This is a genomic window from Aeromonas sp. s1(2024) (genome assembly GCF_040908005.1).
Taxonomy (GTDB): Bacteria; Pseudomonadota; Gammaproteobacteria; order Enterobacterales; family Aeromonadaceae; genus Aeromonas; species Aeromonas caviae.
Map to the genome: position 1 here is coordinate 1 of NZ_JBFOCW010000050.1, position 24,132 is coordinate 24,132.

General features: G+C 62.3%; 22 protein-coding genes. 16 read left to right on the forward strand and 6 right to left on the reverse strand.

Going from position 1 to position 24,132, the window contains the following annotated elements:
* The 3 genes from exeE to exeC all read right to left on the reverse strand — a co-directional run.
* Nucleotides 1–1,137, reverse strand: a 1,137-nt coding sequence (exeE, locus tag AB5Y70_RS11840) for a GspE family T2SS ATPase variant ExeE (protein WP_368176004.1), incomplete at its 3' end; no start/stop codon positions are given.
* A complete protein-coding gene (gene exeD / locus AB5Y70_RS11845; RefSeq protein ID WP_010675726.1) occupies nt 1,137–3,191 on the reverse strand; it encodes a GspD family T2SS secretin variant ExeD in 2,055 nt (684 codons plus the stop codon). The genes exeE and exeD, both read right to left, overlap by 1 nt.
* 21 nt (nt 3,192–3,212) lie before the next feature.
* Nucleotides 3,213–4,064, reverse strand: a complete 852-nt coding sequence (exeC, locus tag AB5Y70_RS11850) for a GspC family type II secretion system variant ExeC (protein ID WP_272865916.1) — start codon at nt 4,062–4,064, stop codon at nt 3,213–3,215.
* A gap of 213 nt (nt 4,065–4,277) precedes the next feature.
* Between exeC and hslR the strand changes: the two genes are divergently transcribed.
* From hslR to AB5Y70_RS11885, 7 genes are all read left to right on the forward strand, one after another.
* On the forward strand, nt 4,278–4,676 hold the full coding sequence (gene hslR, locus AB5Y70_RS11855; protein WP_010675728.1) for a ribosome-associated heat shock protein Hsp15: 399 nt from the start codon (nt 4,278–4,280) through the stop codon (nt 4,674–4,676).
* 104 nt (nt 4,677–4,780) lie between these two features.
* Nucleotides 4,781–5,665 carry an Hsp33 family molecular chaperone HslO gene (gene hslO / locus AB5Y70_RS11860; protein WP_010675729.1) on the forward strand — a complete coding sequence of 295 codons (885 nt, stop codon included), beginning with the start codon at nt 4,781–4,783 and terminating at the stop codon, nt 5,663–5,665.
* Between the two features lie 149 nt (nt 5,666–5,814).
* Complete coding sequence (gene pckA, locus AB5Y70_RS11865; protein ID WP_010675730.1) at nt 5,815–7,440, forward strand: phosphoenolpyruvate carboxykinase (ATP); 1,626 nt, start codon at nt 5,815–5,817, stop codon at nt 7,438–7,440.
* A 173-nt stretch (nt 7,441–7,613) separates the two neighbouring features.
* Nucleotides 7,614–8,279, forward strand: coding sequence for a GntR family transcriptional regulator (locus AB5Y70_RS11870; protein ID WP_029314822.1), 666 nt, complete (start codon nt 7,614–7,616; stop codon nt 8,277–8,279).
* A gap of 33 nt (nt 8,280–8,312) precedes the next feature.
* Nucleotides 8,313–10,115 carry an aminopeptidase P family protein gene (locus AB5Y70_RS11875; protein WP_039040593.1) on the forward strand — a complete coding sequence of 601 codons (1,803 nt, stop codon included), beginning with the start codon at nt 8,313–8,315 and terminating at the stop codon, nt 10,113–10,115.
* Between the two features lie 137 nt (nt 10,116–10,252).
* A complete protein-coding gene (locus tag AB5Y70_RS11880; RefSeq protein WP_048208493.1) occupies nt 10,253–10,705 on the forward strand; it encodes an N-acetyltransferase in 453 nt (150 codons plus the stop codon).
* Nucleotides 10,706–10,836: 131 nt separating this feature from the next.
* Nucleotides 10,837–11,307 carry a glycine zipper 2TM domain-containing protein gene (locus tag AB5Y70_RS11885; protein ID WP_010675734.1) on the forward strand — a complete coding sequence of 157 codons (471 nt, stop codon included), beginning with the start codon at nt 10,837–10,839 and terminating at the stop codon, nt 11,305–11,307.
* Between the two features lie 77 nt (nt 11,308–11,384).
* On the opposite strand, the gene AB5Y70_RS11890 is transcribed toward AB5Y70_RS11885, so the two are convergent.
* A complete protein-coding gene (locus AB5Y70_RS11890; protein WP_279988688.1) occupies nt 11,385–12,338 on the reverse strand; it encodes an inorganic triphosphatase in 954 nt (317 codons plus the stop codon).
* A 169-nt stretch (nt 12,339–12,507) separates the two neighbouring features.
* On the opposite strand from AB5Y70_RS11890, the gene AB5Y70_RS11895 reads away from it, so the two are divergent.
* Nucleotides 12,508–13,188: a TIGR00153 family protein gene (locus AB5Y70_RS11895; RefSeq protein WP_010675736.1), complete on the forward strand. Its 681-nt coding sequence runs from the start codon at nt 12,508–12,510 to the stop codon at nt 13,186–13,188.
* A 25-nt stretch (nt 13,189–13,213) separates the two neighbouring features.
* A complete protein-coding gene (locus AB5Y70_RS11900) occupies nt 13,214–14,479 on the forward strand; it encodes an inorganic phosphate transporter (RefSeq protein WP_041211725.1) in 1,266 nt (421 codons plus the stop codon).
* 101 nt (nt 14,480–14,580) lie between these two features.
* Here AB5Y70_RS11900 and AB5Y70_RS11905 read toward each other — a convergent pair whose 3' ends face one another.
* On the reverse strand, nt 14,581–15,819 hold the full coding sequence (locus AB5Y70_RS11905; RefSeq protein ID WP_102948907.1) for a multifunctional CCA addition/repair protein: 1,239 nt from the start codon (nt 15,817–15,819) through the stop codon (nt 14,581–14,583).
* Between the two features lie 229 nt (nt 15,820–16,048).
* Here AB5Y70_RS11905 and AB5Y70_RS11910 point away from each other — a divergent pair, with 229 nt between their 5' ends.
* The 5 genes from AB5Y70_RS11910 to mltC all read left to right on the forward strand — a co-directional run bounded on the left by AB5Y70_RS11910 (nt 16,049) and on the right by mltC (nt 21,120).
* A complete protein-coding gene (locus AB5Y70_RS11910) occupies nt 16,049–17,692 on the forward strand; it encodes an ExeA family protein (protein WP_010675739.1) in 1,644 nt (547 codons plus the stop codon).
* Nucleotides 17,692–18,375, forward strand: a complete 684-nt coding sequence (exeB, locus tag AB5Y70_RS11915; RefSeq protein ID WP_042882413.1) for a GspB family T2SS assembly factor variant ExeB — start codon at nt 17,692–17,694, stop codon at nt 18,373–18,375. The genes AB5Y70_RS11910 and exeB overlap by 1 nt, the downstream gene beginning before the upstream one ends.
* 167 nt (nt 18,376–18,542) lie before the next feature.
* Nucleotides 18,543–19,628 carry an A/G-specific adenine glycosylase gene (gene mutY, locus AB5Y70_RS11920; RefSeq protein ID WP_368176005.1) on the forward strand — a complete coding sequence of 362 codons (1,086 nt, stop codon included), beginning with the start codon at nt 18,543–18,545 and terminating at the stop codon, nt 19,626–19,628.
* A complete protein-coding gene (locus AB5Y70_RS11925; protein WP_010675742.1) occupies nt 19,625–19,897 on the forward strand; it encodes an oxidative damage protection protein in 273 nt (90 codons plus the stop codon). The genes mutY and AB5Y70_RS11925 overlap by 4 nt, the downstream gene beginning before the upstream one ends.
* A gap of 119 nt (nt 19,898–20,016) precedes the next feature.
* Nucleotides 20,017–21,120 (forward strand): membrane-bound lytic murein transglycosylase MltC, encoded by a 1,104-nt coding sequence (gene mltC / locus AB5Y70_RS11930; protein ID WP_279988686.1) that lies wholly within the window; start codon nt 20,017–20,019, stop codon nt 21,118–21,120.
* A gap of 57 nt (nt 21,121–21,177) precedes the next feature.
* Here the strand turns inward: mltC and AB5Y70_RS11935 are convergent, their stop codons facing one another.
* A complete protein-coding gene (locus AB5Y70_RS11935; protein ID WP_039040598.1) occupies nt 21,178–21,558 on the reverse strand; it encodes a YgiW/YdeI family stress tolerance OB fold protein in 381 nt (126 codons plus the stop codon).
* 234 nt (nt 21,559–21,792) lie between these two features.
* Between AB5Y70_RS11935 and AB5Y70_RS11940 the strand changes: the two genes are divergently transcribed.
* Nucleotides 21,793–22,800, forward strand: coding sequence for an SGNH/GDSL hydrolase family protein (locus AB5Y70_RS11940; protein WP_041211862.1), 1,008 nt, complete (start codon nt 21,793–21,795; stop codon nt 22,798–22,800).
* A gap of 278 nt (nt 22,801–23,078) precedes the next feature.
* The gene (ompA, locus tag AB5Y70_RS11945; RefSeq protein ID WP_102948909.1) at nt 23,079–24,116 is read left to right on the forward strand and encodes a porin OmpA; all 1,038 of its coding nucleotides are present in this window, start codon (nt 23,079–23,081) and stop codon (nt 24,114–24,116) included.
* Nucleotides 24,117–24,132: the final 16 nt, after the last annotated feature.

Genomic DNA, 24,132 nt, shown 5'->3' on the forward strand with positions numbered 1-24,132 from the left:
GGAGAGCAGGAAGGGCTCAATCCCCATGTCCCGCATCCGGGTGATGGCGCCGATGGCGGTGTTGGTGTGCAGGGTCGACATCACCAGGTGACCGGTGAGGGATGCCTGTACCGCGATCTGGGCGGTCTCGAGGTCACGGATTTCCCCCACCATCACCACGTCCGGATCCTGGCGCAGAATGGCGCGCAGGCCCCGGGCGAAGGTCATGTCCACCTTGCTGTTGACCTGGGTCTGGCCCACCCCTTCGAGGTCATATTCGATGGGGTCCTCGACGGTCAGGATGTTGCGATCCCGGGAGTTGATCTCCGAGAGGGCCGCATAGAGGGTGGTGGACTTGCCCGAGCCGGTCGGGCCCGTCACCAGGATGATGCCGTGGGGCTTGCGAATGAGTTCGCTGATGATGTTGCGGTTGGCCAGCGTCATGCCGAGCTGCTTGAGCTCGAGGCGCACGTTGTTCTTGTCGAGCAGTCGCAATACCACCCGTTCGCCGTAGCTGGAGGGCATGGTGGAGACCCGCACGTCCACCGCCCGGCCGCCGATGCGCAGTGAGATGCGGCCATCCTGCGGCACCCGCTTCTCGGCGATGTCCATGCGCGACATGACCTTGATGCGCGACACCAGCAGGGAGGCGAGCTTGCGATGGGGGCGCAGGATCTCCCGCAGCACCCCATCGATGCGAAAACGGATCACCAGGGCCCGCTCGAAGGTCTCGATGTGGATGTCGGACGCCTCTTCTTTTATCGCCTCGCTCAACATGGCATTGATGAGGCGAATGATGGGGGCGTCGTCGTCGGCATCCAGCAGATCCTCGCTCTGGGGCAGCTCTTCGGCCAGGGCAAAGAAGTCCATCTCGTTGCCGAGATCCTCCATCAGCTGACGCGCCTCGGAGGAGTCACGCTGATAGTGGGCCATCAGGAGCGTCTCGAACTCGTCGTTGCCAAGCTGCTCCACCGCGAAGGCACAGCCCGCCACCCGGCGCACCTCCAGCAGGGTCTGGGGGGAGATCCCCTGACGACAGAGCAGCACCGGGGCACCCTGGCGCTCGGTCAGGATGGCCCCGAAGTTGCGGGCAAACGCGAACGGCAGTTCCGGCAGGGGAGCCGGCAGCTCGCTGCCATCGAGCTGGTAGGCGGCCATCAGGGCTTGCTCTGCACGAAGGGCTGCTCCTGCACCTGGGCGCGCACGCCGGTGGCGGTCGCCTGCTGCTGGGCCTGCATTCTCTGGATCTGCTGCTGCACCTCGGGGGACATCATCACGTCCTGGCCATAGGCGGGCAGCACCTGGCGAGCCGGCGAGGTGGCATAGCCCTCTTCCGCAGCCCGGCTCAGCTGTTCGGCCCTGAACAGGGTGTACTTGTTGCTGGAGACCCCGGAGTAGACATTGGCGTCACGCAATATGGTCGGGCGGATGAAGACCATCAGGTTGCGCTTGGCGGTGGAGGTCTTGGAGGAACGGAACAGGTAGCCCAGTACCGGAATGTCCCCGAGCAGGGGCACCTTGGAGATCTGCTCCTGGGTCTGTTCGTCCATCAGGCCGCCCAGCACCACTGTCTCGCCGCTCTTGACCAGCACGGCGTTCTTCACGGTGCGGGTATCGAAGGTGGGGCCCAGGTTGGCGGTCCCGGTCGCCTGCTTCTGTGCCACGCTGGAGACTTCCTGCTCGATGTTGAGCAGCACGGAATCTCCTTCGTTGATCTGGGGCGTCACCACCAGCTTGGTCCCCACCGTCTTGCGCTCTATGGTGTTGAACACCTGATCGCTGGTGGTGGAACTCTGGGAGCCGCTCTGCACCGGCACTTCCTGACCGACGTTGAAGGAGGCCTCCTTGTTGTCCATGGTGACGATGCTCGGGGTGGAGAGGATGTCGTTCTTGCTGTTGGTGGAGAGCGCCGTCACCAGCGCCGCCCAGTCCCCGTGATAGAAGCCTGCCGCCATGCCGCTGAAGCTGCCCGCCAGGGATGACAGGCCGTCGGTGTTGCCGTTGTCTTTGTAATCCTTGGCGGCGATGGCCAGGGAGCCGATGGGCAGACCAGTGTCGGTGAACTGGGTGCCGCCGCCATTGGTGTTGGCCCACTGCACCCCGAGGTTCATGCCGTCACCATCCGATATCTCGACGATGATGGCCTCCACCAGCACCTGGGCACGACGAATGTCGAGCTTGGCGATGACCTGCTCCAGCTCGGCCATCACGTCCGGCTGGGCGGTGATCACCAGGGCATTGGTGGTCTCGTCGGCGGAGATGGCGAGCTGGCCGCCGCCGATGCTGGCGCCGCCCGTGGCCGTGGCAGCCGCCCCGCCCTTCTTGTCGGCGGCGATGCTGGAGCTGACCCCCTTGAGGACGTCAACCAGATCCTTGGCCTTGCCATATTTCAGGTAGAAGACCCGGGTGTTGCCCTGGCTCTGCAGATCCCGGTCGAGCTGGCGCACCATCTGGATGATGCGGGCACGGGCCTTGGGCTCGCCGCTGATGACCACGGAGTTGGTGCGCTCGTCGGCCACCACCTTGGGGGAGAGCAGCAGCGAGGCGTTGGCCCCCTGATTGCTGCCATCCTTGTTGAGGTTGGTCACCAGCCGCACCATCTCGCCGGCGGAGGCGAACTTGAGCTTGATGACGTCCATGTCCTGATCCCCCGCCTTGTCCACCCGGCGAACTACCTCCACCAGGCGGTTGACCACGGCGGCGCGGCCGGTGATGAGCAGCACGTTGGAGGGCTCGTAGTGGACCACGTTGCCGCCGCCGGCGTTGTCGTTGAGCTGACGCAGCAGGGGGGCCAGTTCACGGACCGAGACATTGCGCACCGGCACGACCCGGGTCACCATCTCGTCACCCACGCCGGGGTTGGTGTCATCCACCACGGGGATGGCCGAGGTCTTGGCATCCTTGGAGCGCACCACCTTGAGCACGCCGTTGTTCATGGGCACCACGGCAAAGCCGTAAACGTCGAGCACGCTCAGGAAGAACTGGTAGTACTGATCCTCGTTGAGCAGGTCATAGCTGCGCACGTTGATCTTGCCGCGTACCGATGGCTCTATGATGATGGTTTTGTTCAGGTTCTTGCCGACCGTGTTGATGAACTCCTCGATGTCGGCGTTCTTGAAACTGGCGGAATACTCGGTGGCCCAGGCAGAACCGGCCATCATCAAGGCTGCCGCCATGGTGGCCAGACGCCAGCCCTTCCCTTTATTTGTCATTCTTGGTGCTACTCCAATTCATTATTCTGACAAGCCGACATAGACGTCGTAGAGCTGTCCTTGCCGCTCGACGGTGACGGTCATTTCCGTGGCGCCCGCCACCTGCTGCATCGCCTGCATGGCCTGGGCGTTGTCACGCAGATCCAGGCCGTTGATGCTGACCGCCAGATCGTTGGCGACCAGTCCGAGTTGATTGAACAGTTCCGGATTGCGACCCGGGTTGAGGCGATAGCCGGTCATGCGACCGTCCACCCGGACCGGAGAAATATTGAGGTAATCGGTGATCTTGCCCGGGTTGCCCAGCAGTTCGCTGCGCACGGAGGAGAGCCCCTCCTGGCGGGCCGGTTTGGGCAGGGGCTTGCCATACTCCTCCCCGTCCAGCATCAGGGTCTCGTCACGGCCGTCCCGGGCGATGATGACCCGATCGGCAAACACCTGGCGTATCCTGGCCTGGGTACCGTCGATGTAGTCCCCGATGCCGTAAGAGTTCTGTGTCCCGTTGTGGGCGATGATGGCGATGGACTTGGCGGGATCCGAGCTTGCCAGCACCCCGTTGAGCTGGGCGTTGAGCTGGGTTTTCGGGGCATCCGCCGCCACCGTCTCTGCCGCCTTGTCCGCCTGGGGTTGCAGCGCCTTGCCAAAGAGAGAGAGGCGGCTGAGGTTGCCAAGATCGAGGCGATCGCCACCACTCCCCTGCACCGAGGTGACCGAGGGTTGCCAGGGGGTCAGGGGAGCGGGCTGGGCCAGTTCGTACAGGCGCCAGGTGAGCACGGCACACTGCTGGGCCAGCAACAGCAGCAGAAGCCAGAACAGGGGCTGGCTGAAACGGGAAAGTGGCATGGCCTTGCAGCGAGCCAGAAGGGAAGTCAACAAATCATCCCTGAACGGTAGCGTCATCTTTCTCAAAATTGTCTGGCATCCAAGTCGGTTGGCTATTGTGTACGGCAATGGACCCAGAGACAACCGACCGGATGGGACCAAGGGGTGAAAATTCAGTTTCCGTCACACCCGGATGCCCCCTGTTTCTATCCCGGGGCCCGCCTCTGGTATAATCAGGCACCTTTTCAGCCATCCCGGAGCCGATCCATGTCGAATCCAGCACAAAGCAGCACTCAGGTCCGTCTCGACAAGTGGCTGTGGGCCGCCCGCTTTTACAAGACCCGCAGTCTGGCGCGGGATCAGATCGACGGCGGCAAGGTGCACTACAACGGCCAGCGCACCAAGCCGGGCAAGGCGGTCGAGGTCGGCGCCCTGGTGCGATTCTGGCAAGGCCAGGACGAGCGGGAGGTGCGGGTGCTCGAGGTGAGCGAGCAGCGCAAATCCGCCCCGCTGGCCCAGCAACTCTATGAAGAGACCGAGGCCAGCCTGAAGAAACGGGCCGAAAACAGCGAAGCCCGCCGCTTCAACAGCCAGTTTGCCCCAAGCCCGGAGCGCCGACCCGACAAGCAGGAGCGACGCCAGCTTATCCGGGTCAAGCAATCCTAATCCGCGTCTGTGGCCCCTTTATGACGACAGGTGGAGGAATTAGTTCCTAACCACCTGTTTAACAATGTGTTTATTTTTCCCCAAGAACATCCTAGGAAACCATGATGAGTAACCAAGACCTCCTGTATCGCTATCTGTTCGAAGAGTACGAAGTGCGTGGGGAGCTGGTCCAGCTGGATCGTACCTACCGCCACATCATCGACGCCCAGAACTACCCGGTACAGGTGCAGCACCTGCTGGGCGAGCTGCTGGTTGCCACCAGCCTGCTGACCGCCACCCTCAAGTTCGAAGGCTCCATCACGGTGCAGCTGCAGGGGGACGGTCCGGTGCGTCTGGCCGTCATCAACGGCGACAACAACCAGCAATTGCGCGGCGTGGCACGCTATGAAGGGGAACTGCCGACGGACGGCAAGCTGCAAAGCCTGATCGGCAACGGCCATCTGGTCATCACCATCACTCCGGATCAGGGAGAGCGCTATCAGGGCATCATCGCCCTGGAGGCCGACACCCTGGCGGCCTGTCTGGAGCACTACTTCGCCCAGTCCGAACAACTGGCCACCCGCCTCTGGATCCGCACCGGCCACCATGAGGGCGAGCCCCGTGCGGCGGGCATCCTGCTGCAGGAGCTGCCGGCCCAGAGCGAGGATCACAGCGAAGATTTCGACCACCTGGTCCAGCTCACCACCACCATCAAGGACGAAGAGCTGTTCGGTCTGGACGCGGAAGAGATCCTCTACCGCCTCTACCACCAGGACAAGGTACGGGTGTTCGATCCCCAGGCCATCGAGTTCCGCTGCACCTGCTCCCGCGCCCGTTGCGAAGGGGCCTTGCTGCAGATAGACAAGGAGGAAGCGGTATCCATGGTGCAGGAGCTCGGCAAGATCGACATGCACTGCGATTACTGCGGCGCCCACTACGAATTCGACGGGATAGACATCGAAACCCTGTTCAGCAGGGCTCCCGGTAATGATGCAAACCAGTTACACTAATCAAAGGCGGGCAAAACCCGCCTTTAACTTAAATAACAAAAAAATACCCTATTTTATAAAGTTTGATGGCGATCGCTAAAAACTACCACCTAGGTGGTAGCATGGACGTCAGATAGAACCCTACACACCTCTGAACCCAGGAGAATACAATGACAATCGTGGTAGAACCCACCCTGGCCCAACAACTGAAGCTGGACCAATACGGTATCAAAAACAGCCAGGAAATCGTTCGCAACCCCTCCTATGAGCAGCTTTTCGCTGAAGAGACCCGCTCAGACCTTGAGGGCTTCGAACGTGGCGTCGTCACCGAGCTTGGCGCCGTCAACGTCAACACCGGCATCTTCACCGGCCGTTCCCCTAAAGATAAATATATCGTCAAAGATGCCACTACCCAGGATACTGTGTGGTGGTCTGACCAGGGTAAAAACGATAACAAGGCGATCACCCCGGAAGTGTGGTCACATCTGAAAGGGCTGGTCACCAAACAGCTCTCCGGCAAGCGTCTGTTCGTGGTGGACGGCTTCTGCGGCGCCAACCCGGACACCCGCCTGGCGGTGCGCATCATCACCGAGGTGGCCTGGCAGGCGCACTTCGTGAAGAACATGTTCATCCGCCCGAGCGAAGAGGAGCTGAAGACCTTCAAACCGGACTTCGTGGTGATGAACGGTGCCAAGTGCACCAACCCGAACTGGAAGGAGCAGGGTCTCAACTCCGAGAACTTCGTCGCCTTCAACATGACCGAGAAGATGCAACTCATCGGCGGCACCTGGTACGGTGGCGAGATGAAGAAGGGCATGTTCTCCATGATGAACTACTTCCTGCCCCTGCGCGGCATCGCCTCCATGCACTGCTCCGCCAACGTGGGCAAGGATGGGGACGTGGCCATCTTCTTCGGCCTCTCCGGCACCGGCAAGACCACCCTCTCCACCGATCCCAAGCGTCAGCTGATCGGCGATGACGAGCACGGCTGGGATGATCACGGCGTGTTCAACTTCGAAGGGGGCTGCTACGCCAAGACCATCAAGCTCTCCGAAGAGGCCGAGCCGGACATCTACCACGCCATCCGCCGCGATGCGCTGCTGGAGAACGTGACCGTGGCCGCCGATGGCACCATCGACTTCGACGACGGTTCCCGCACCGAGAATACCCGAGTCTCCTACCCCATCTATCACATCGACAACATCGTCAAGCCGGTCTCCAAGGCGGGTCACGCCACCAAGGTGATCTTCCTGACCGCAGACGCCTTCGGTGTGCTGCCCCCGGTCGCCAAGCTGACCAAGGAGCAGACCAAGTACCACTTCCTGTCCGGCTTTACCGCCAAGCTGGCCGGTACCGAGCGCGGCATCACAGAGCCGACCCCGACCTTCTCCTCCTGCTTCGGCGCGGCTTTCCTCAGCCTGCACCCGACCAAGTACGGCCAGGAGCTGGTGAAACGGATGGAAGCGGCAGGGGCTGAAGCCTATCTGGTCAACACCGGCTGGAACGGCACCGGCAAGCGGATCTCCATCAAGGATACCCGTGGCATCATCGACGCCATCCTGGATGGTTCCATCGAGAAGGCACCGACCAAGGTACTGCCGGTGTTCAACCTGGAAGTGCCGACCGAGCTGCCGGGCGTCAACCCCGCCATACTGGATCCGCGAGACACTTACGCCGACCAGGCCGAGTGGGATGCCAAGGCGGCCGATCTGGCCGGGCGCTTCATCAAGAACTTCGAGCGCTTCACCGACAACGACGAAGGCAAACGCCTGGTCGCGGCGGGCCCGCAGTTGTAAGAAACGCGCCTCGCGTCTCACAATCCCGTACCGGTCAGCCCTGCTGGCCGGTATTTTTTTGGCCGATGCGCGGCATATGGCTCCCGCCAAGCCTTGCCTTGACGGCCCTTGCGCGTTAGATTCAGCCAAACTTTATACAATATACAATTTTGCAACCTGCCCGTGACCCCAGCATGACCCCACCTTACAAGACCCGAACCCAGATGGTGATGGAGAACCTCCGCGGCCGGATATTGCGTGGCGAGTTTGCTGCGGGCGCCCCCCTGCGCCAGGACGCCATCGCCAAGGAGCTGGCGGTGAGCCGCATCCCGGTGCGGGAAGCCCTGATGCAACTGGAAGCCCAGGGGCTGGTGAAGTTCGAGGCCCATCGCGGCGCCGTGGTGACCATGCTGGATGCCTCGGCCATCGAGGAGCTCTTTTATTTGCGGGCACTGCTCGAAGCCGATACCCTGTTCCACGCCGTCGACCTGATGACGGAGGAGACCTTCGCCCAGGCGCAAGCCATCCTCGCCCAGTTTGATCTGGCGCTGGAGTCTGGCACCCAGATCGAACACTGGGCCGAGTTGAATCACCGCTTTCACGCCACCCTCTACCAGGCAGCCAATCGCCCCCAGGCACTGGAACTGATCGCCCAGATCAATCTGAGCTGCGACCGCTATGTGCGTTTCGAACTGCTGTTCGCCCAGGGCGGCGTGGACAAGGCCGAGCGGGAGCACGCCCGACTCCTTGAACTGTGCCGCGCCCGGCGCAAGCACGAAGCAGTGGTACTGCTCAAGCAACACATCGAGGCGGCAGGCCAATCGATCAGACAGATCCTGGCAAGCGGCCACCATCAATGAACACTCACATCACCACAAGCTGGCAATAACGACATGAACCATTTCGAGATTATTGAAACCCGCGTCGCCCAGGTCAGGGCCACACTGGCCACGCTGGAGCTGGACGCCTTCATCGTTCCCCACGACGACGAGCATCTGGGGGAGTACATTCCCGCCTATGCCGAGCGGCTGGACTGGATCACGGGTTTCAACGGCTCCGCCGGGCTCGCCATCATCATGGCGCATCGGGCGGCCCTGTTCATCGACGGTCGTTATACAGTGCAGGCGCGCATGCAGGCGCCGGCCGAGCTGTTCGAGTTTCTCCACCTCAATGAAGACCCCCACGTGCAGTGGCTGGCGGAGCAGTTGCCCTCAGGCTCCCGGGTCGGTTTCGATGCCCGCCTGCACAGCCTGGCCTGGTACCAGAACGCCAACGCCGTGCTGGCCGATCACGGCATCGAGCTGGTGCGCATCGATGAGAACCCCATCGATCTGCACTGGAGCGATCGTCCCGCCCCGACCAAGAGCCCTGTCATCCTCTACAGCGAGGAGCTGGCGGGCCAGTCCAGCCAGGCCAAGCGCGAAATGCTGGCCAGCGATCTGCGCAAGCGCGGGCTGGATGCGGTGCTGCTGACCCAGGCCGAGCCCATCAACTGGCTGCTCAACCTGCGTGGTCGCGACGTGGAACGCCTGCCGGTGGTGCTGGGCTTTGCGGTACTCTACGCCAACACCACCATGGATTTCTTCGTCGATACCGACAAGATCGACTGCTTCGCCTTCAGCCAGCACGTGGGACAGGATGTCTCCGTCTACCCCATCGACAAGCTGGGTGACGTGTTGCAGCGCATCGGCGAGGATCAGCAGAAGGTGCTGGCTGACCCCAACACCGCCAACGCCTGGACCCAGCTCGTGATGGAAGAGGCAGGCGCCATTCTGGTGGCCGGCCAGGATCCCACCATGCTGCCCAAGGCGTGCAAGAACCCCGTGGAGCTGGCCGGCATGCGTGCCGCCCACCTGCGCGATGGCGTTGCCGTCACCCGCTTCCTGGCCTGGCTGGATCGGCTGATCGCCAGCGGCGAGTTCGACGGGGTGGACGAAGGCACCCTGGCCGACCAGCTGGAAGCCTTCCGCCACGAGCAGGAGCACTATGTGGAGCCGAGCTTCGACACCATCTCGGCACTCGGCCCCAACGCCGCCATGTGCCACTACCGCCACACCAACGGTACCCCGCGGGCCTTCGGCCAGGACAGTATCTATCTGGTGGACTCCGGCGCCCAGTACCTGGACGGCACCACCGACATCACCCGCACCGTCAAGGTGGGTGAGGTGACCGACGAGCACAGGGCCATGTTTACCCGGGTGCTGCAAGGTCATATTGCCCTGGATCAGGCCCGCTTCCCCCGCGGCACTGCCGGCATCCAGCTCGACGTGCTGGCCCGCATGCCCCTGTGGCAGGCCGGCTACAACTACGACCATGGCACCGGCCACGGGGTCGGCCACTTCCTCAGCGTGCACGAAGGCCCGCAGCGCATCGCCCCCAAGGGCAGCCTGGTGGCCCTGCAGCCGGGCATGGTGCTCTCCAACGAGCCGGGCTACTACCGGGAAGATGCCTTCGGCATCCGCTGTGAAAACCTGGTGGTGGTGACCGAGCAGGAAGCCCGTGGCGAGCTGACGATGCTGGGCTTCGAGCGACTGACCTATGTGCCGTTCGACATCCGCCTCATCGATCGCAGCCTGCTGAGCCCGGCGGAGTTCCGCTGGATCAACGAATACCATGCGGAGGTCTACCGCCGTCTGAGCCCGCTGCTGGAGGGCGAGGATCTCGCCTGGCTGGAGCAGGCGACCAGCCTCCTCTGATGACACAGGGCCTGCGGGCCCTGTTTCTTTATCCGCGGCATGCCACAAATGCCCCCCTTGCATCGACTCCCCGCCCCTTCTACCCTGTGCCTCCTTTTTGGCTGCCCCGCAGCAGAGACCCGATGAGAGGAGCCCCGATGCACTCGTCCCCCGTATTGCGCCTTGCCACCCACACCGACATGCACGCCATCTGGCAGATAGATGCCGATGTCTTCGGCGAGGATGTCTACCCCGGTTTCTTCTTTCGCCAGGCCATGGATCTGTGGCCCGAACTGCTGGTCGTTGCGGAGCGGGAAGGCCGGCTGCTGGGCTATGCCCTGGGCGGGCTTGGTCAGGATCGGTCGCAGGGCTGGCTGCTCTCCCTCGCGGTGCGCCCCGAAGCGCGCGGCTTCGGCCTGGCCGAGCAAATGATATTGCAGGTGGAGCAGGGACTGCTGAAACTGGAAGTTGAGCGGGTCAGACTGACCGTTGATCCCGCCAATCCGGCCCAGCGCCTCTACTTCAGGCTGGGTTATCAGCAGTTGGCAGAAGAGAGAGGCTACTTCGGGCCAGGCGAGGATCGCCTGCTGCTGGAAAAAGCCCTGACCTGACCATCCACCACCGGCACGGGAGCCTTCCGGCCACATAATTGGTTACACTTTGCGGGTTTAATGCGCAATCTGGTTGGCGTAAAGTGCAATTCATCACCAGATTAATCCGATGCCCGCCCAGGAGGCCCATCATGTTCAAACGTATTGCTCTCGTCACCCTGCTGGCGGCCACCACCGCCATCACCGGCTGTGCCAACAGCGACGTCTACTCCGGCGATGTCTACACCAAGGATCGCGCCAAGCAGGTACAGACCGTCAGCTATGGCACCATCCTCTCCACCCGCCCCGTCAAGATCCAGGCCGATGAGAACTCCCTGATCGGCACCATTGGCGGCGCCGTGGTCGGCGGCCTGCTCGGCAGCACCATAGGCGGCGGTCGTGGCAGTGACATCGCGGCGGCCGGTGGCGCCATCGCGGGTGCGGCGGCCGGCAAGGCGGCAGGGGACAAACTCAACCAGGTTGACGGGGTCGAGCTCGAGATCAAGAAAGAGAACGGCGAATCCATCGTGGTGGTACAAAAGGCCAGCCCCACCTTTGTGCCTGGCGCCCGGGTCCGCATGACCCAGGGCAACGGCACCATCAACGTGGCCGTGGTGAACTGATAGCGCCGTTCAAGGTGCAACTGCCATAAAAAAGGTGAGCCCGGGCTCACCTTTTTGCGCTCTGCACCACTTAAGATTCACTCCCCCAGATGCAGCCAGGCCGCGATGGACAGCTGCAGGCTCACCAGGTCGGCATGGTGAAACAAGGCATGCAGTGATGCACGATCCCCGGCCACCTGCATTATCAGACGCTGTTGCGCCTGCAGGTCGGCCAGCCAGGAGGGTGGCACCGTCAGCGTGCCTGCCGCCTCGGCAACCAGGGATACCCCCTCGAGCAGGGCATGCAGCGCCCGTTGTTGTTCGCCAGCATCGTCACTCTCGAGCCAGAGCTGCTCATGATACTGCCAGTGCTGCATACCCAGGGTAATGCTGGCCTTCTGATCTTTGCCCTCAATCCTTTGCAGGGGCTGCACGGCCAGTGGCTTGCCAAGCCCAGCCAGCCTGTATCCGCGCTGCGCCTTGGACTGGGCACCCAGCCGCAATCCTCCCAGCGCCGCCAGCTTGCTCGCCAGGGTGAACAGGGCGCGGGCATCGCCGGATTTCAGCTCCAGCTCCAGCTCGTCGATCCCGGTACGCCCCAGGGCACCGGCAATCTCCCCCTGATCCCAGGCCAGCTCGATCTCGGCATCTCCGAATGCGATCAGCCAGTGGCGGCGCAGGAAATCGGTGCTGAACTGGGCCACCAGACGGCTCTGGAGTTCATCGCGCACCACCAGACTCGGCCAGATATCGGCAGGAAAGGCAGACAGGGTCGGAATGGTGCCCTCCACCGGGGTGTTGTACTCGGGTCTGGCGTGCAATCCGCCCACGACCTGCCCCCGGCACTTGATGGTCTGCTCGGAAAAATCATCGCTGCGACGAATGCGCAACCCCATCTCGAGCCCACGCAAACCCAGATCGGGCGTGTCGAAATAGACGTTGCCAAGAGCGGCTTGATTGGAAGAGATAATCTCTAGTGAATTCAGAAGGTTGGAGAGGGATTCTTGAATATTGCTGGTGACGAAAAACTTTATCTCGATCTCAGTTTGCATAGTCATTCCGGGCTGGCGGGCAACTTTGGGGGGCATGTTCGGGGTCGCGAGGATATAATGCCAGCGACAGTTCACGATTAATTCACGGTTTTATTGATGGCACAGTTCGGTTACCATGCGCCCCTCATAAAATCGTATCGAGTGTTTTTTCACCGACACAGGTTTGGCCATGCCAGTAAATACTATTTTGGGTCTTTTTGCCAAGTCCCCCATCAAGCCGCTGCAGAAGCATATCGTCAAGGTTCACGTGTGCTGCGAACAGCTCATTCCCTTCTTTGATGCCGTTGCCGAAGACCGCTGGGAAGATGCCGAGAAGATCCGGCAACAGATCGCCCAGCTGGAAAAAGAAGCGGACATCCTCAAGCGCGAAATCCGCTTGAAACTCCCCCGCGGCCTGTTCCTGCCGGTCGCTCGTACCGATCTGTTGGAGCTCTTGACCCAGCAGGACAAGATTGCCAACCGTGCCAAGGATATTTCCGGCCGCATGCTTGGCCGCAAGATGGAATTCCCCACCGAGATGCGCGCCGATTTCATGGCCTATCTCAAACGCTGTATCGATGCGACCGCCCAAGCCGAAAAAGCCATCGGAGAACTCGATGAGCTGCTCGAAACCGGCTTTAAAGGACGTGAAGTTGAAATGGTTGCCGAGATGATCCACCAGCTGGATCTCATCGAGGACGATACTGACACCATGCAGATCGGACTGCGCCAACAGCTGCAAGCCGTTGAGCACAAATACAATCCGATCGACGTTATGTTCCTCTACAAGATCCTCGAATGGGTAGGTGACCTGGCTGATCAGGCAGAGCGCGTTGGCGCCCGTCTGGAATTGATGCTGGCTCGTTCGTAATCGACTGACTGGGTAAACACTACTAATGGACATTATCGCAAATTACGGCACCACCCTGGTGCTCGTGGCGGCCTTGTTCGGCTTTTTGATGGCCTGGGGCATTGGTGCGAACGACGTCGCCAACGCCATGGGCACATCGGTCGGCACCAAGTCCCTGACCATCCGTCAGGCGATCATCATCGCCATGATCTTTGAATTTGCCGGTGCCTATCTGGCCGGTGGCGAAGTGACGGCCACCATCCGCAGCGGCATCATCGACAGCAACGCCTTTGCCGACACGCCGGATCTGCTGGTGCTCGGCATGATCGCCTCCCTGCTGGCTGCGGGTCTGTGGCTGATCCTGGCCTCCTATTTCGGCTGGCCCGTCTCCACCACCCACTCCATCATCGGCGCCATCGTGGGCTTCGCCGTGGTGAGCATCGGTCCGGAAGCGGTACAGTGGAACAAGTTTGGCGGCATCGTCGGCTCCTGGGTAGTCACGCCGGCCATCTCGGGCATCATCGCCTACTTCATGTTCATCAGCGTGCAGAAGCTCATCTTCAACACGGACAACCCCCTGGACAACGCCAAGCGCTATGTCCCCTTCTACATGTTCCTGACGTCCCTGGTCATCTGCCTGGTCACCATCAAGAAGGGGCTGACCCACGTCGGTCTGCACCTGAGCAATGGCGAGGGCGTCCTGCTCTCCGTCGCCATCTCCATCGCGGTGGCGTTTGCCGGCTGGATCTATATCCGCGGCCAGCAGTACAACCCGAAAGATGACAGCAAGATGCACTTCGCCAACGTGGAGAAGGTGTTCGGCATCCTGATGATCATCACCGCCTGTGCCATGGCCTTCGCCCACGGCTCCAACGACGTGGCCAACGCCATCGGTCCGCTCTCTGCAGTCGCCTCCATCGTGGCGGCCGGCGGCGAGATCGGCGGCAGCTCCCACATCGCCTGGTGGATCCTGCCCCTTGGCGGCATCGGCATCGTCATCGGTCTGGCCACCATGGGCGAGAAGGTGATGGCGACCGTCGGCACCGGCATCACCCACCTGACCCCGAGCCGTGGCTTCGCCGCCCAGCTGGCCACCGCCGCCACCGTGGTGATCGCCTCCGGCACCGGTCTGCCCATCTCCACCACCCAGACCCTGGTCGGTGCCGTCATGGGCGTCGGTCTGGCACGGGGTATCGCGGCCCTGAACCTGGGCGTGCTGCGCAACATCGTGGTCTCCTGGGTCATCACCCTGCCCGCGGGCGCCATCCTGGCCATCGCCATCTTCTACGTGCTGCAGGCCTGCTTCTCCTGAGCAGCCCACGCCGCACGACAAAAAGCCCGGGTCATTGACCCGGGCTTTTTTATGCTTCGCCCATATTACGCCGTCGATTGAGCGTCGATCGGCTGCGGCGTTTACTCCTCGATGAAGGTCCACTCGTCGCGCACCCGGCTGATGGCATCAAGCCGCCGCTTGGCAAGCTGCTCGCGGATTGCCTCCCCTTTGAAGCCGGCCGCCACTATCTCCTTGACCGGCACAGCCTGCGCCGCCTCCAGGGCCTGAGCGACATAGTCCGGCTGACTGTAGACCTTCTCTTCGAAGCCGGTACGACCGTGGAAGTCGGCGCGACAGGCATCGAGCAGCTGGGCAAAGCGCTCCGGTCTGCGCCAGGCATCGGCCTTGTCGAATACCTTGAGCAGGGTCGCGGGCTTGAGCTCGAAGGCAATGTGGATATGGGTGTGCAGGTCGCTCACCAGCAGGGCCAGATCGCGACACTCGTTCGGCACCCGGAAGCGCTCGCAAAAATCCCGAATGAGCGGCAACCCCTTCTGACCATGGCCGTGATGGCTCGGCCAGAAGGCGGGCGGAGTCAGCCCCTTGCCAAAGTCGTGGCAGAGGGACGCGAAGCGCACGGTCAATTCGGGGGAGAGACGACATGCCTGCGCCAGCACCATCATGGTATGGATGCCGGTGTCGATCTCCGGGTGCCATCTGGCAGGTGCCGGCACACCGAACAGGGCATCGAGCTCGGGGAAGAGCGCCTTGAGTGCGCCGCATTCGCGCAGCACCTCGAAGAAGATCTGGGGTGTCGACCCCAGCAGCACTTTTTCCAGCTCCTTCCAGACCCGCTCCGGGGTCAGATGGGCCAGCTCTCCAGCCTCCGTCATCTCGCGCATCAGCCCCAGCGTCTCGGGGGCCACCACGAACCCCTGGGCATGGAAACGGGCGGCGAAGCGCGCCACCCGCAGGATGCGCAGAGGATCCTCGGCAAAGGCCGGCGAGACATGGCGCAGCAACCGCGCCTCCAGATCCTGCACGCCGCCGTAGGGATCGTGCAGTTGCCCATCCTCATCTTCGGCGATGGCGTTGATGGTGAGATCCCGGCGCAGCAGATCCTGCTCCAGCGTCACCTCGGGGGCGGCATGGCAGACGAAGCCGGTGTAACCCTGCCCCTGCTTGCGCTCGGTGCGCGCCAGGGCGTACTCATGCTGGGTTTTGGGGTGAAGAAAGACCGGAAAGTCTCGGCCCACCTGGGTGAATCCGAGACCCAGCATCTGCTCCACCGTGGCGCCGACCACCAGGTGATCCCTATCACCCTGGGGCAATCCCAACAGGCGATCCCGCACCGCCCCTCCGACCAGATAAATCTGCACGCGCACTCTCCCTCGATAAACTTGCCCCGATGATACCGCTTTTGGCCAAGAGAGACGATGTGCACCCGTCGCACCAGGCTCGCCATCACTCAGCCGGGCGGCAGCTTCCCGTCATCGTCCCGGGCGACTCAGCCCGTGGTTCGCGCCAGCTCCCCTTATGGTATCCGGGTCTTTGACATCCCTTTTGGGAGGCTTTAACCTGCCGCCCATAACAATGGAATGGATCCTTATGTACACACAGTTCTTCGGTCTGTCGGAGCCCCCGTTCTCCATCTCGCCCAACCCCAAATACCTCTATATGAGCGAGCGTCACGGGGAGGCCCTCGCCCACCTCAACTACGGGTTGCAGGACGGTGGCGGCTTCGTGCTGCTGACCGGGGAAGTGGGTACGGGAAAGACCACCGTCTCCCGCTGTCTGCTGCAGCAATTGCCCGCCGACACCGAGATCGCCTACATCCTCAATCCCTCTCTGACCGAGCGGGATCTGCTGGCCGCCATCTGCGACGAATTCCAGTTGCCCTACGGCGAAGAGGCCAGCCTCAAGCAATTGTTCGACCTTATCCGGGATCATCTGCTGGCGAATCTGGCGGCAGGCAAGCGCAGCGTGGTGCTGGTGGATGAAGCCCAGCACCTGCTGCCCGGCGTGCTGGAGCAGTTGCGACTGCTCACCAATCTGGAGACAGACGAGAAGAAACTGCTGCAGGTGGTGCTCATCGGCCAGCCCGAGCTGCAACAGATGCTGCGCCAGCCCCTGTTGCGCCAGCTGGCGCAGCGGATCACCGCCCGCTATCACCTGCTGCCGCTGTCGCGCCAGGATGTGGATGCCTATGTCCGCTTCCGGTTGCAGGTGGCAGGCTGCGTCCAGCCCATCTTCACCCCCAGGGCCATCCAGACCCTGCATCGCCTCTCCGGGGGCATTCCCCGTCTCATCAACCTCATCTGCGACCGCGCCCTCATCGCCGCCTTCGCCCGTGGCAGCCACAAGATAGTGCACGGGGACATCAGCCAGTCCGCGTATGAGGTGAGCGGCATTCGCGACGAGGGAAGCTGGCAATCCGGCCTCACGGTCGCCCTGGTGGGCGCCCTGCTGGTCGCCACCGGCTGGTGGGGCTGGCAATTCTTCGGATTCTTCCCAGCCCGCCCCCTGGTCAAGGTCGAGGTACCGGTCAAGGTGGATGACACGCCGGAGCAGCAAGCCCAGCTGACCCGCGCCATCAATCAGGCGCTGGAGCCGGACGTCGCCATGCAGAATCTCTACAAGGTATGGGGCTACCAGGCCGAGCTGGAGGAGGCAACCTGCGACAACGCCCCCCGTGCGGGCCTGCGCTGCCAGGAGGGAGAAGCCTCCCTGGCGCAATTGCAGGCGCTGCAATACCCGGCCCTCATCAGTCTCACCGACGAGACCGGCGGCCTCTATTACGCCACCCTGGTCAGCCTGGGGGCGGACAAGGCTTCCCTGCTCATCGGCAACCAGAGCTGGCAGGTGGACAGGCAGTGGCTCTCCGACGCCTGGGGCGGCAGCTACACCCTGCTCTGGCGCATGCCCAGGGGCAACGTGCCCCTGATAGCGAGCAATGCCGGGGCTGCCCAGGTGCAGTGGCTGGACAACGCCCTTAGCCGCGCCATGCAGCAACCCGATCGCAAGGTGAGCCGCTTCGATGCCACCCTCAAGAACAAGCTGCAACAGTTCCAGCGCGAGCAGGGACTGACCCCGGACGGCATCGCCGGCAGCAACACCCTGCTGCGGCTGAATGTGGCCTCCGGCGAACCCATGCCCAGGCTGGAGGATGAATCCCTGCGAGCCAGCACGCCGGTCGATCTCGACAGCGTGGCAGATGATGAGACGGATCCCATGGTCGAGGAGGCCTCCTGATGTCCACCCTGCTCAAGGCCCTGCGCCGGGCCGACCAGCCCCAGTTCACCCCCCATATGCCGCTCATGGGTCTGCCCGTGAGCCAGGAAGAGGAGCCCAACCGCCGCTGGATCTGGTGGGCCCTGGTGCCCCTGGCCCTGGTGATGGGCGCCGCCGCCAACTATGGCTGGCACCTCTATCACCTCAAACCCGTGGAACAGCAGGTCGAAGTGAAGGAAGTGGTGACTCCCCCCTTCGTGCGGGTCGAACCCAGGCCCATGATCACCCGGCCGCTGCCGCCCCCCCTGCCGGAGCCCGTGGTCGCTCCAAGACCTGCCGCAACCCCGGCTGCGACTACCGCAAACCAGGGGGGACAGAGTCTGGCAGAACGGCTGATGGCCGCCCTCAACAACACGCCGCTGGTGGAAGAGAGTGCGCCACAGGCTCAGGTCCAGACCAGTGCCATCCCCCTCGGCGCCCTGGCTCCGGCCCTGAAACAGCAGGTGCCGTCCCTGACCTATGGTGCCCACAACTACTCCTCCGACCCGGCCAAGCGGGCCGTCGTGCTCAATGGACGGGAGTGGCGCGAGGGGAATGAGATAGCCCCCGGTGTCATCCTGGCAGCCATCGCCCAGGACTACATCGTCCTGCAGGTCGACGGCCAGTATGCCAGCCTCAAGGCGCTGCAAGACTGGCGCGGCTGATCTGCCGGCATCCGGTGGCCCTCCCCCGGGAGGGTCAGCGCCCATTCTGAGGGAGCCCGAGAGCTCCCCTTTTTAATCAATAACCTACACTCGACCATTGCCATGCGCCGGGTCGGGGATCGCCCTCCTGATGGCGGGCGGACTTATCATCAGAACATGAGCACACTGTGAGCCACTCAGACAACACCACCTTCGCCACCCGCATTCTGGACTGGTACCAGATCCACGGCCGCAAGACCCTGCCCTGGCAGCAGGACAAGACCCCCTACCGGGTCTGGGTCTCCGAGATCATGCTGCAACAGACCCAGGTTGCCACTGTCATCCCCTATTACGAGCGGTTCATGGCCCCCTTCCCCGACGTGCTGGCCCTGGCCAACGCCCCCATCGACGAGGTGCTGCATCACTGGACCGGGCTTGGCTACTACGCGCGCGCGCGCAACCTGCACAAGGCTGCCCAGCAGATCCGCGATCTGCACGGCGGCCTCTTTCCGGAACAACTGGAAGAGGTGATGGCCCTGCCCGGCATCGGTCGCTCCACCGCCGGGGCCGTGCTCTCCCTCTCTCTGGGCCAGCCCCACGCCATCCTGGATGGCAATGTGAAGCGGGTACTCACCCGCTGGCTGGCGCTGGCGGGCTGGCCGGGCCAGAAGCAGGTCGAGCACGATCTCTGGGAGCTGGCGACCCGCCTCACCCCGCGCGTCGGGGTGGCCCAGTACAATCAGGCCATGATGGACATGGGGGCCACCGTCTGCACCCGCAGCAAGCCCGCCTGCGAGCGCTGCCCGGTGCAGGCCGATTGCCAGGGGCTGTCGCAGGGCAACCCCACCGCCTACCCTCACAGCAAGCCGAAGAAGAGCATTCCGGCACGCAACGGCATTATGCTGATCATCCGCCACGGCGATCAGCTGCTGCTGGAGAAGCGTCCGCCGCAAGGGATCTGGGGCGGGCTCTACTGCTTCCCGCAGGTGGAATCCCTCACAGGGGTGACCGGACGACTGCGGGAGTTGGGGCTGGAGGATGCCGCCTATCAGGAGCTCGCTGGATTTCGTCACACTTTCAGCCACTTCCACCTCGATATCCGCCCTTTGCTGATCGAAATGGCTGTTCCGCCCGCCCCCCTGCTCATGGAAGCGGATACCCGACTCTGGTATAACTTACGCCATCCTGCCGAGGTGGGATTGGCGGCGGCCACGGCCCGTCTGCTCGCCTACCCGGACTTACAACCAGACTTGCAACCACAGAGGTCAACATGAGCCGTACCGTATTTTGCCTGCGCCTGAAGAAAGAAGCGCCGGGTCTCGATTTCCAACTCTACCCCGGTGAACTCGGCAAGCGGATCTTCGACAACATCAGCAAGGAAGCCTGGACCGAGTGGCAGAAGAAGCAGGTCATGCTGATCAACGAGAAGAAGCTGAACATGATGAATCTCGAGCACCGCCAGTTGCTGGAAAAAGAGATGGTCAGCTATCTGTTCGACGCGGGTGAAGTCCAGATCGACGGTTACACCCCTCCCAGCCAGTGAGCGGGAATCGAGTCAAAGGGCCAGCGTCCCCCTGAGTCGTCAATATGCCGCAGGGTGACACCAATCCTGGCTCAGGCCAGTCAGTGACGGGCGGCCCCACCGCCCGGTTTGAGGATCTTATGGGTCGTTTTTTTGGGCTGCTGTGCGCCCTGCTGTTTCTCTCTGCCTGTTCATCCACACCCCAGACCAGCGGGAGTGGCGATGATGATCTGATCAACGGCAAAGACGTGCGCGGTTTTGAACACATGATCAGTGCGCTCTCCCATAACGTGAACGAGATATGGGGGCGCGAGGCGCTGTTCGCGGGCAAGTTTGACTACGTCAAATACACGGATCAGTACAAGAGCCGCGCCCACATCGATTTCTCCAGCGGTCACATCATGGTGGAGACCGTCTCGGGTCTGGATCCCCGCGCCCACCTGCGTCGCGCCATCATCGAAACCCTGCTGACCCCGGACGATCCGGCAGAGGTCGACCTCTATTCCGACCGTGAGATCATGCCAGGTGGCGAGCCCTTCCTCTATGGCCAGGTGCTGGACAACCAGGGACAAGCGATCCGCTCCAGCTGGCGTGCAGAGCGTTATGCCGACTATCTGATCGCCAACGCGATGAAGAAGCGCACCCTCGGGATCCGCAACATCTTCTTCATCGACATTCCCATGGTGGCCAACCACGAAGACAGGCGCGGCTACAAATACGCCAGCATCATCCGCGACGCCTCCCGCAAGTACGGCGTCGCCGAGAGTCTCATCTACGCAGTGATCAAGACCGAGAGCAGCTTCAACCCCTATGCGGTCAGCCACGCCAACGCCTATGGCTTGATGCAGGTGATCCCGGCTACCGCTGGGCGGGATGTCTATGTGAGGGTCAAGGGCAAGGATGGCCAGCCGACCAGGGAAGATCTGTTCAATCCGGCCTACAACATCGATGTGGGGACCGCCTACCTGCACCTGCTGCAGACCGTCTATCTGGCGGATATCCAGGATCCCCAGTCCCGCCGCTATGCGGTGATCTCCGCCTACAACGGTGGTGCGGGAGGGGTGCTCAACACCTTCTCCAACGATCGCAAGGCGGCCCCCGGCATGATAAACCGCCTCTCCCCCGAGGCCGTCTATCAGGTGCTGACCGAACAGCATCCCAAGGCAGAGGCTCGCCGCTATCTCTACAAGGTCAATCAGGCCGAGAAGGGGTTCAAGCGAACCGTCGCAAGCCGGGCTGGCTGATGGCATGCAAGAAGGGCGCTCCCGGAGCGCCCTTCTCATTTACTGTGGCCTGAAAGCTTACTTGGCGATAAAGCCGCCCTTGCTCAGGGGCGCTGCCCCCACCTTCTCCAGGTGTTCCACCTCGACTTCGGTCTTGTTCCAGCTGTGGTCCACCTCGCCGCGCACGCGGATCAGATCGTCAGGCCCCACCTCGGTACCGCGCCACACGTCACCGTCCACCTCCACTTCCACCTCGCCGCTGTCGTCACGGAACAGGTAGTTTTCGCCACCCAGGTGTTTGACCAGCTTGCCTTCCAGGGTCACCCACTGATCATCGGCCACGTCTTTCAACTGGGCGACCGATACCTTGTTCTGCTCCTTGGGGCCGGTGTAGGCCGCCATGGCGAAGGAAGAGACGGACATCAGGGCCACCAGGGCGATTGCTTTTGCGTTGTTCATTTCATGCTCCTGTCTTTGCGGTATGAGGGCATCTTGCCCGGGGGCGCGTGAAACAAACGTGAAGCCTCCCCATTCAGGGAGGAGTGATGTGATCGCAAGCGATTAAATGGCCACGGCATGCTGCAAATATGTATTCGAGTGGATACCTTCTCACCTGGCCATGCGGGTTCCCAGCCCGCCGCCATCGAGGAACAGCCCGCAGGCCCGCCCTGCCCCATCCATGAGAACAGCTACATGAACAAATGGCTTTTGTGTTTATTGGGTCTCTTCGCCCTCACGGCCCATGCCGCCGAGACGCGTCCCCCCTTCTCCCGCATCGTGATGTTCGGCGACAGCCTCTCCGATACCGGCAAGATGTACGACAAGATGCGCGGTTACCTCCCCTCCAGCCCGCCTTACCATCAGGGCCGCTTCTCCAACGGCCCGGTCTGGCTGGAGCAGCTCACCCAGCACTTCCCGGGCCTCGCCATCGCCAACGAGGCGGAAGGGGGCGCCACTGCCGTGGCCTACAACAAGATCTCCTGGAACCCCAAGTATCAGGTCATCAACAACCTGGACTACGAGGTGACCCAGTTCCTGCAAAAGGATGGCTTCAAGCCCGACGATCTGGTGATCCTCTGGGTCGGTGCCAACGACTACCTGGCCTATGGCTGGAACACCGAGCAGGATGCCAAGCGGGTGCGCGACGCCATCAGCGATGCGGCCAACCGCATGGTATTGAACGGTGCCAAGCAGATCTTGCTGTTCAACCTGCCGGATCTGGGCCAGAACCCCTCGGCCCGCAGCCAGAAAGTGGTCGAGGCAGCCAGCCATGTCTCCGCCTACCACAACCAGCTGCTGCTGAATCTGGCACGCCAGTTGGCTCCCACCGGCATGGTGAAATTGTTCGAGATCGACAAGCAGTTCGCCGAGATGCTGCGCGAGCCACAGAACTTCGGCCTGAGCGACACCGAACACGCCTGCTATGGCGGCGGCTATGTGTGGAAGCCCTTTGCCTCCCGCAGCGCCGCCACCGACAGTCGACTGGCCCCCTTCAATCCCGAGGAGCGCCTTGCCATCGCCGGCAACCCTCTGCTGGCTCAGGCCGTCGCAACGCCCATGGCGCGCCGCAGTGCGGGCGAGCTGAACTGTGAAGGCAAAATGTTCTGGGACCAGGTCCACCCCACCACAGTGGTACACGCCGCCCTGAGCGAGCGGGCTGCCGCCTTCATCGAACAGGAGTACGAATTCCTCCCTCGATAACGGAGGCCATCCTGCCAGGGCCGGCGCCTAGCCGGCCCTCTTGCCGACAAGGGCAAGCAATCCATATGACACCCATCACAGATTCGAGTCACGGTTCCCCGGCGGTCTTCTGTCTCCACTATGATGCAGATGGATATCACAATATGTTTTATATCAGTTGCTTGTAGATCGAGAAAAGCGAGCTACGTTTAAACGTGTTGTGGTCGAACACAGGCCCAACCCACGAGGCGAGGCGACATGAATTCGCGCTCCCCACACACAAGATTGCAGAGGCATCTATGAACAAAACACTGATTACCTTGCTGGTTTCAGGCTTGCTTGCGGCCAACGCCCAGGCAGCCGGACAAGACAACACCTGGTATGGCGGTGCCAAACTGGGTTGGTCCAACTTCTACGGTGTCGATGAGAGCAATTCCATCGCCATCACCGACAAAGACGACGATGAAGTCGGCGCCGGTGCCTTCGCCGGTTACCAGATCAACCAGAATCTGGGTGTCGAACTGGGTTATGACTACCTTGGCAAGCTCAAGTACAGCGGCACCCGCAATGGCGCGGCCTTCAATGACTCCGTGCAAGCCCAGCTGGCCCAGCTCACGCTGAAACTGGGGTTCCCGGTTGCGGACAATCTGGACCTTTACGGCCGTGTCGGGGGCGGCTATGGCTGGACCGACAGCGATCAGCTGGAAAACGACAGCCGCTTCACCTTCGTCGGCGCGCTCGGTGCGGAGTATGCCCTGAGCCTGGATTGGGCAGCCCGCCTCGAATACCAGTACAGCACCCCGTATGGCAGCCGTGACGATACCGGCCTGCGCATGGACAACGGCCTGCTCTCCCTGGCCGCCGTCTACCGCTTCGGTCAGGTTGCACCGGCTCTGCCGGTCGCAGCTCCCGCCCCCGCCCCCGCGCCCGAGCCCGTGATGGTCGACAAGCAGTTCACCTTGAGCTCGGACGTGCTGTTTGACTTCAACAAGGCCACCCTCAAGCCCCAGGCCGGGCAGGCGCTGGATACCCTCTACAGCCAGATTGAAGAGGAAAGGCCTAAAGACGGGTCGGCCACCGTCATCGGCTATACCGACCGCATCGGTTCCGAGGCCTACAACCAGAAGTTGTCCGAGCAGCGTGCCCGGACCGTGGCCGATTACCTGATTGGCAAGGGGCTGCCCGCCGGCAAGGTCAATGTGGAAGGGCGTGGCAAGCAGTCTCCCGTCACCGGCGACAGCTGCACCAGCAAATCCAAGCGCGAGCTGATCGTCTGCCTGGCCCCGGATCGCCGGGTAGAGGTCAAGGTACAGGGCGTCTCGGAAGTACAGCAATAACGACGACCCCAAACAA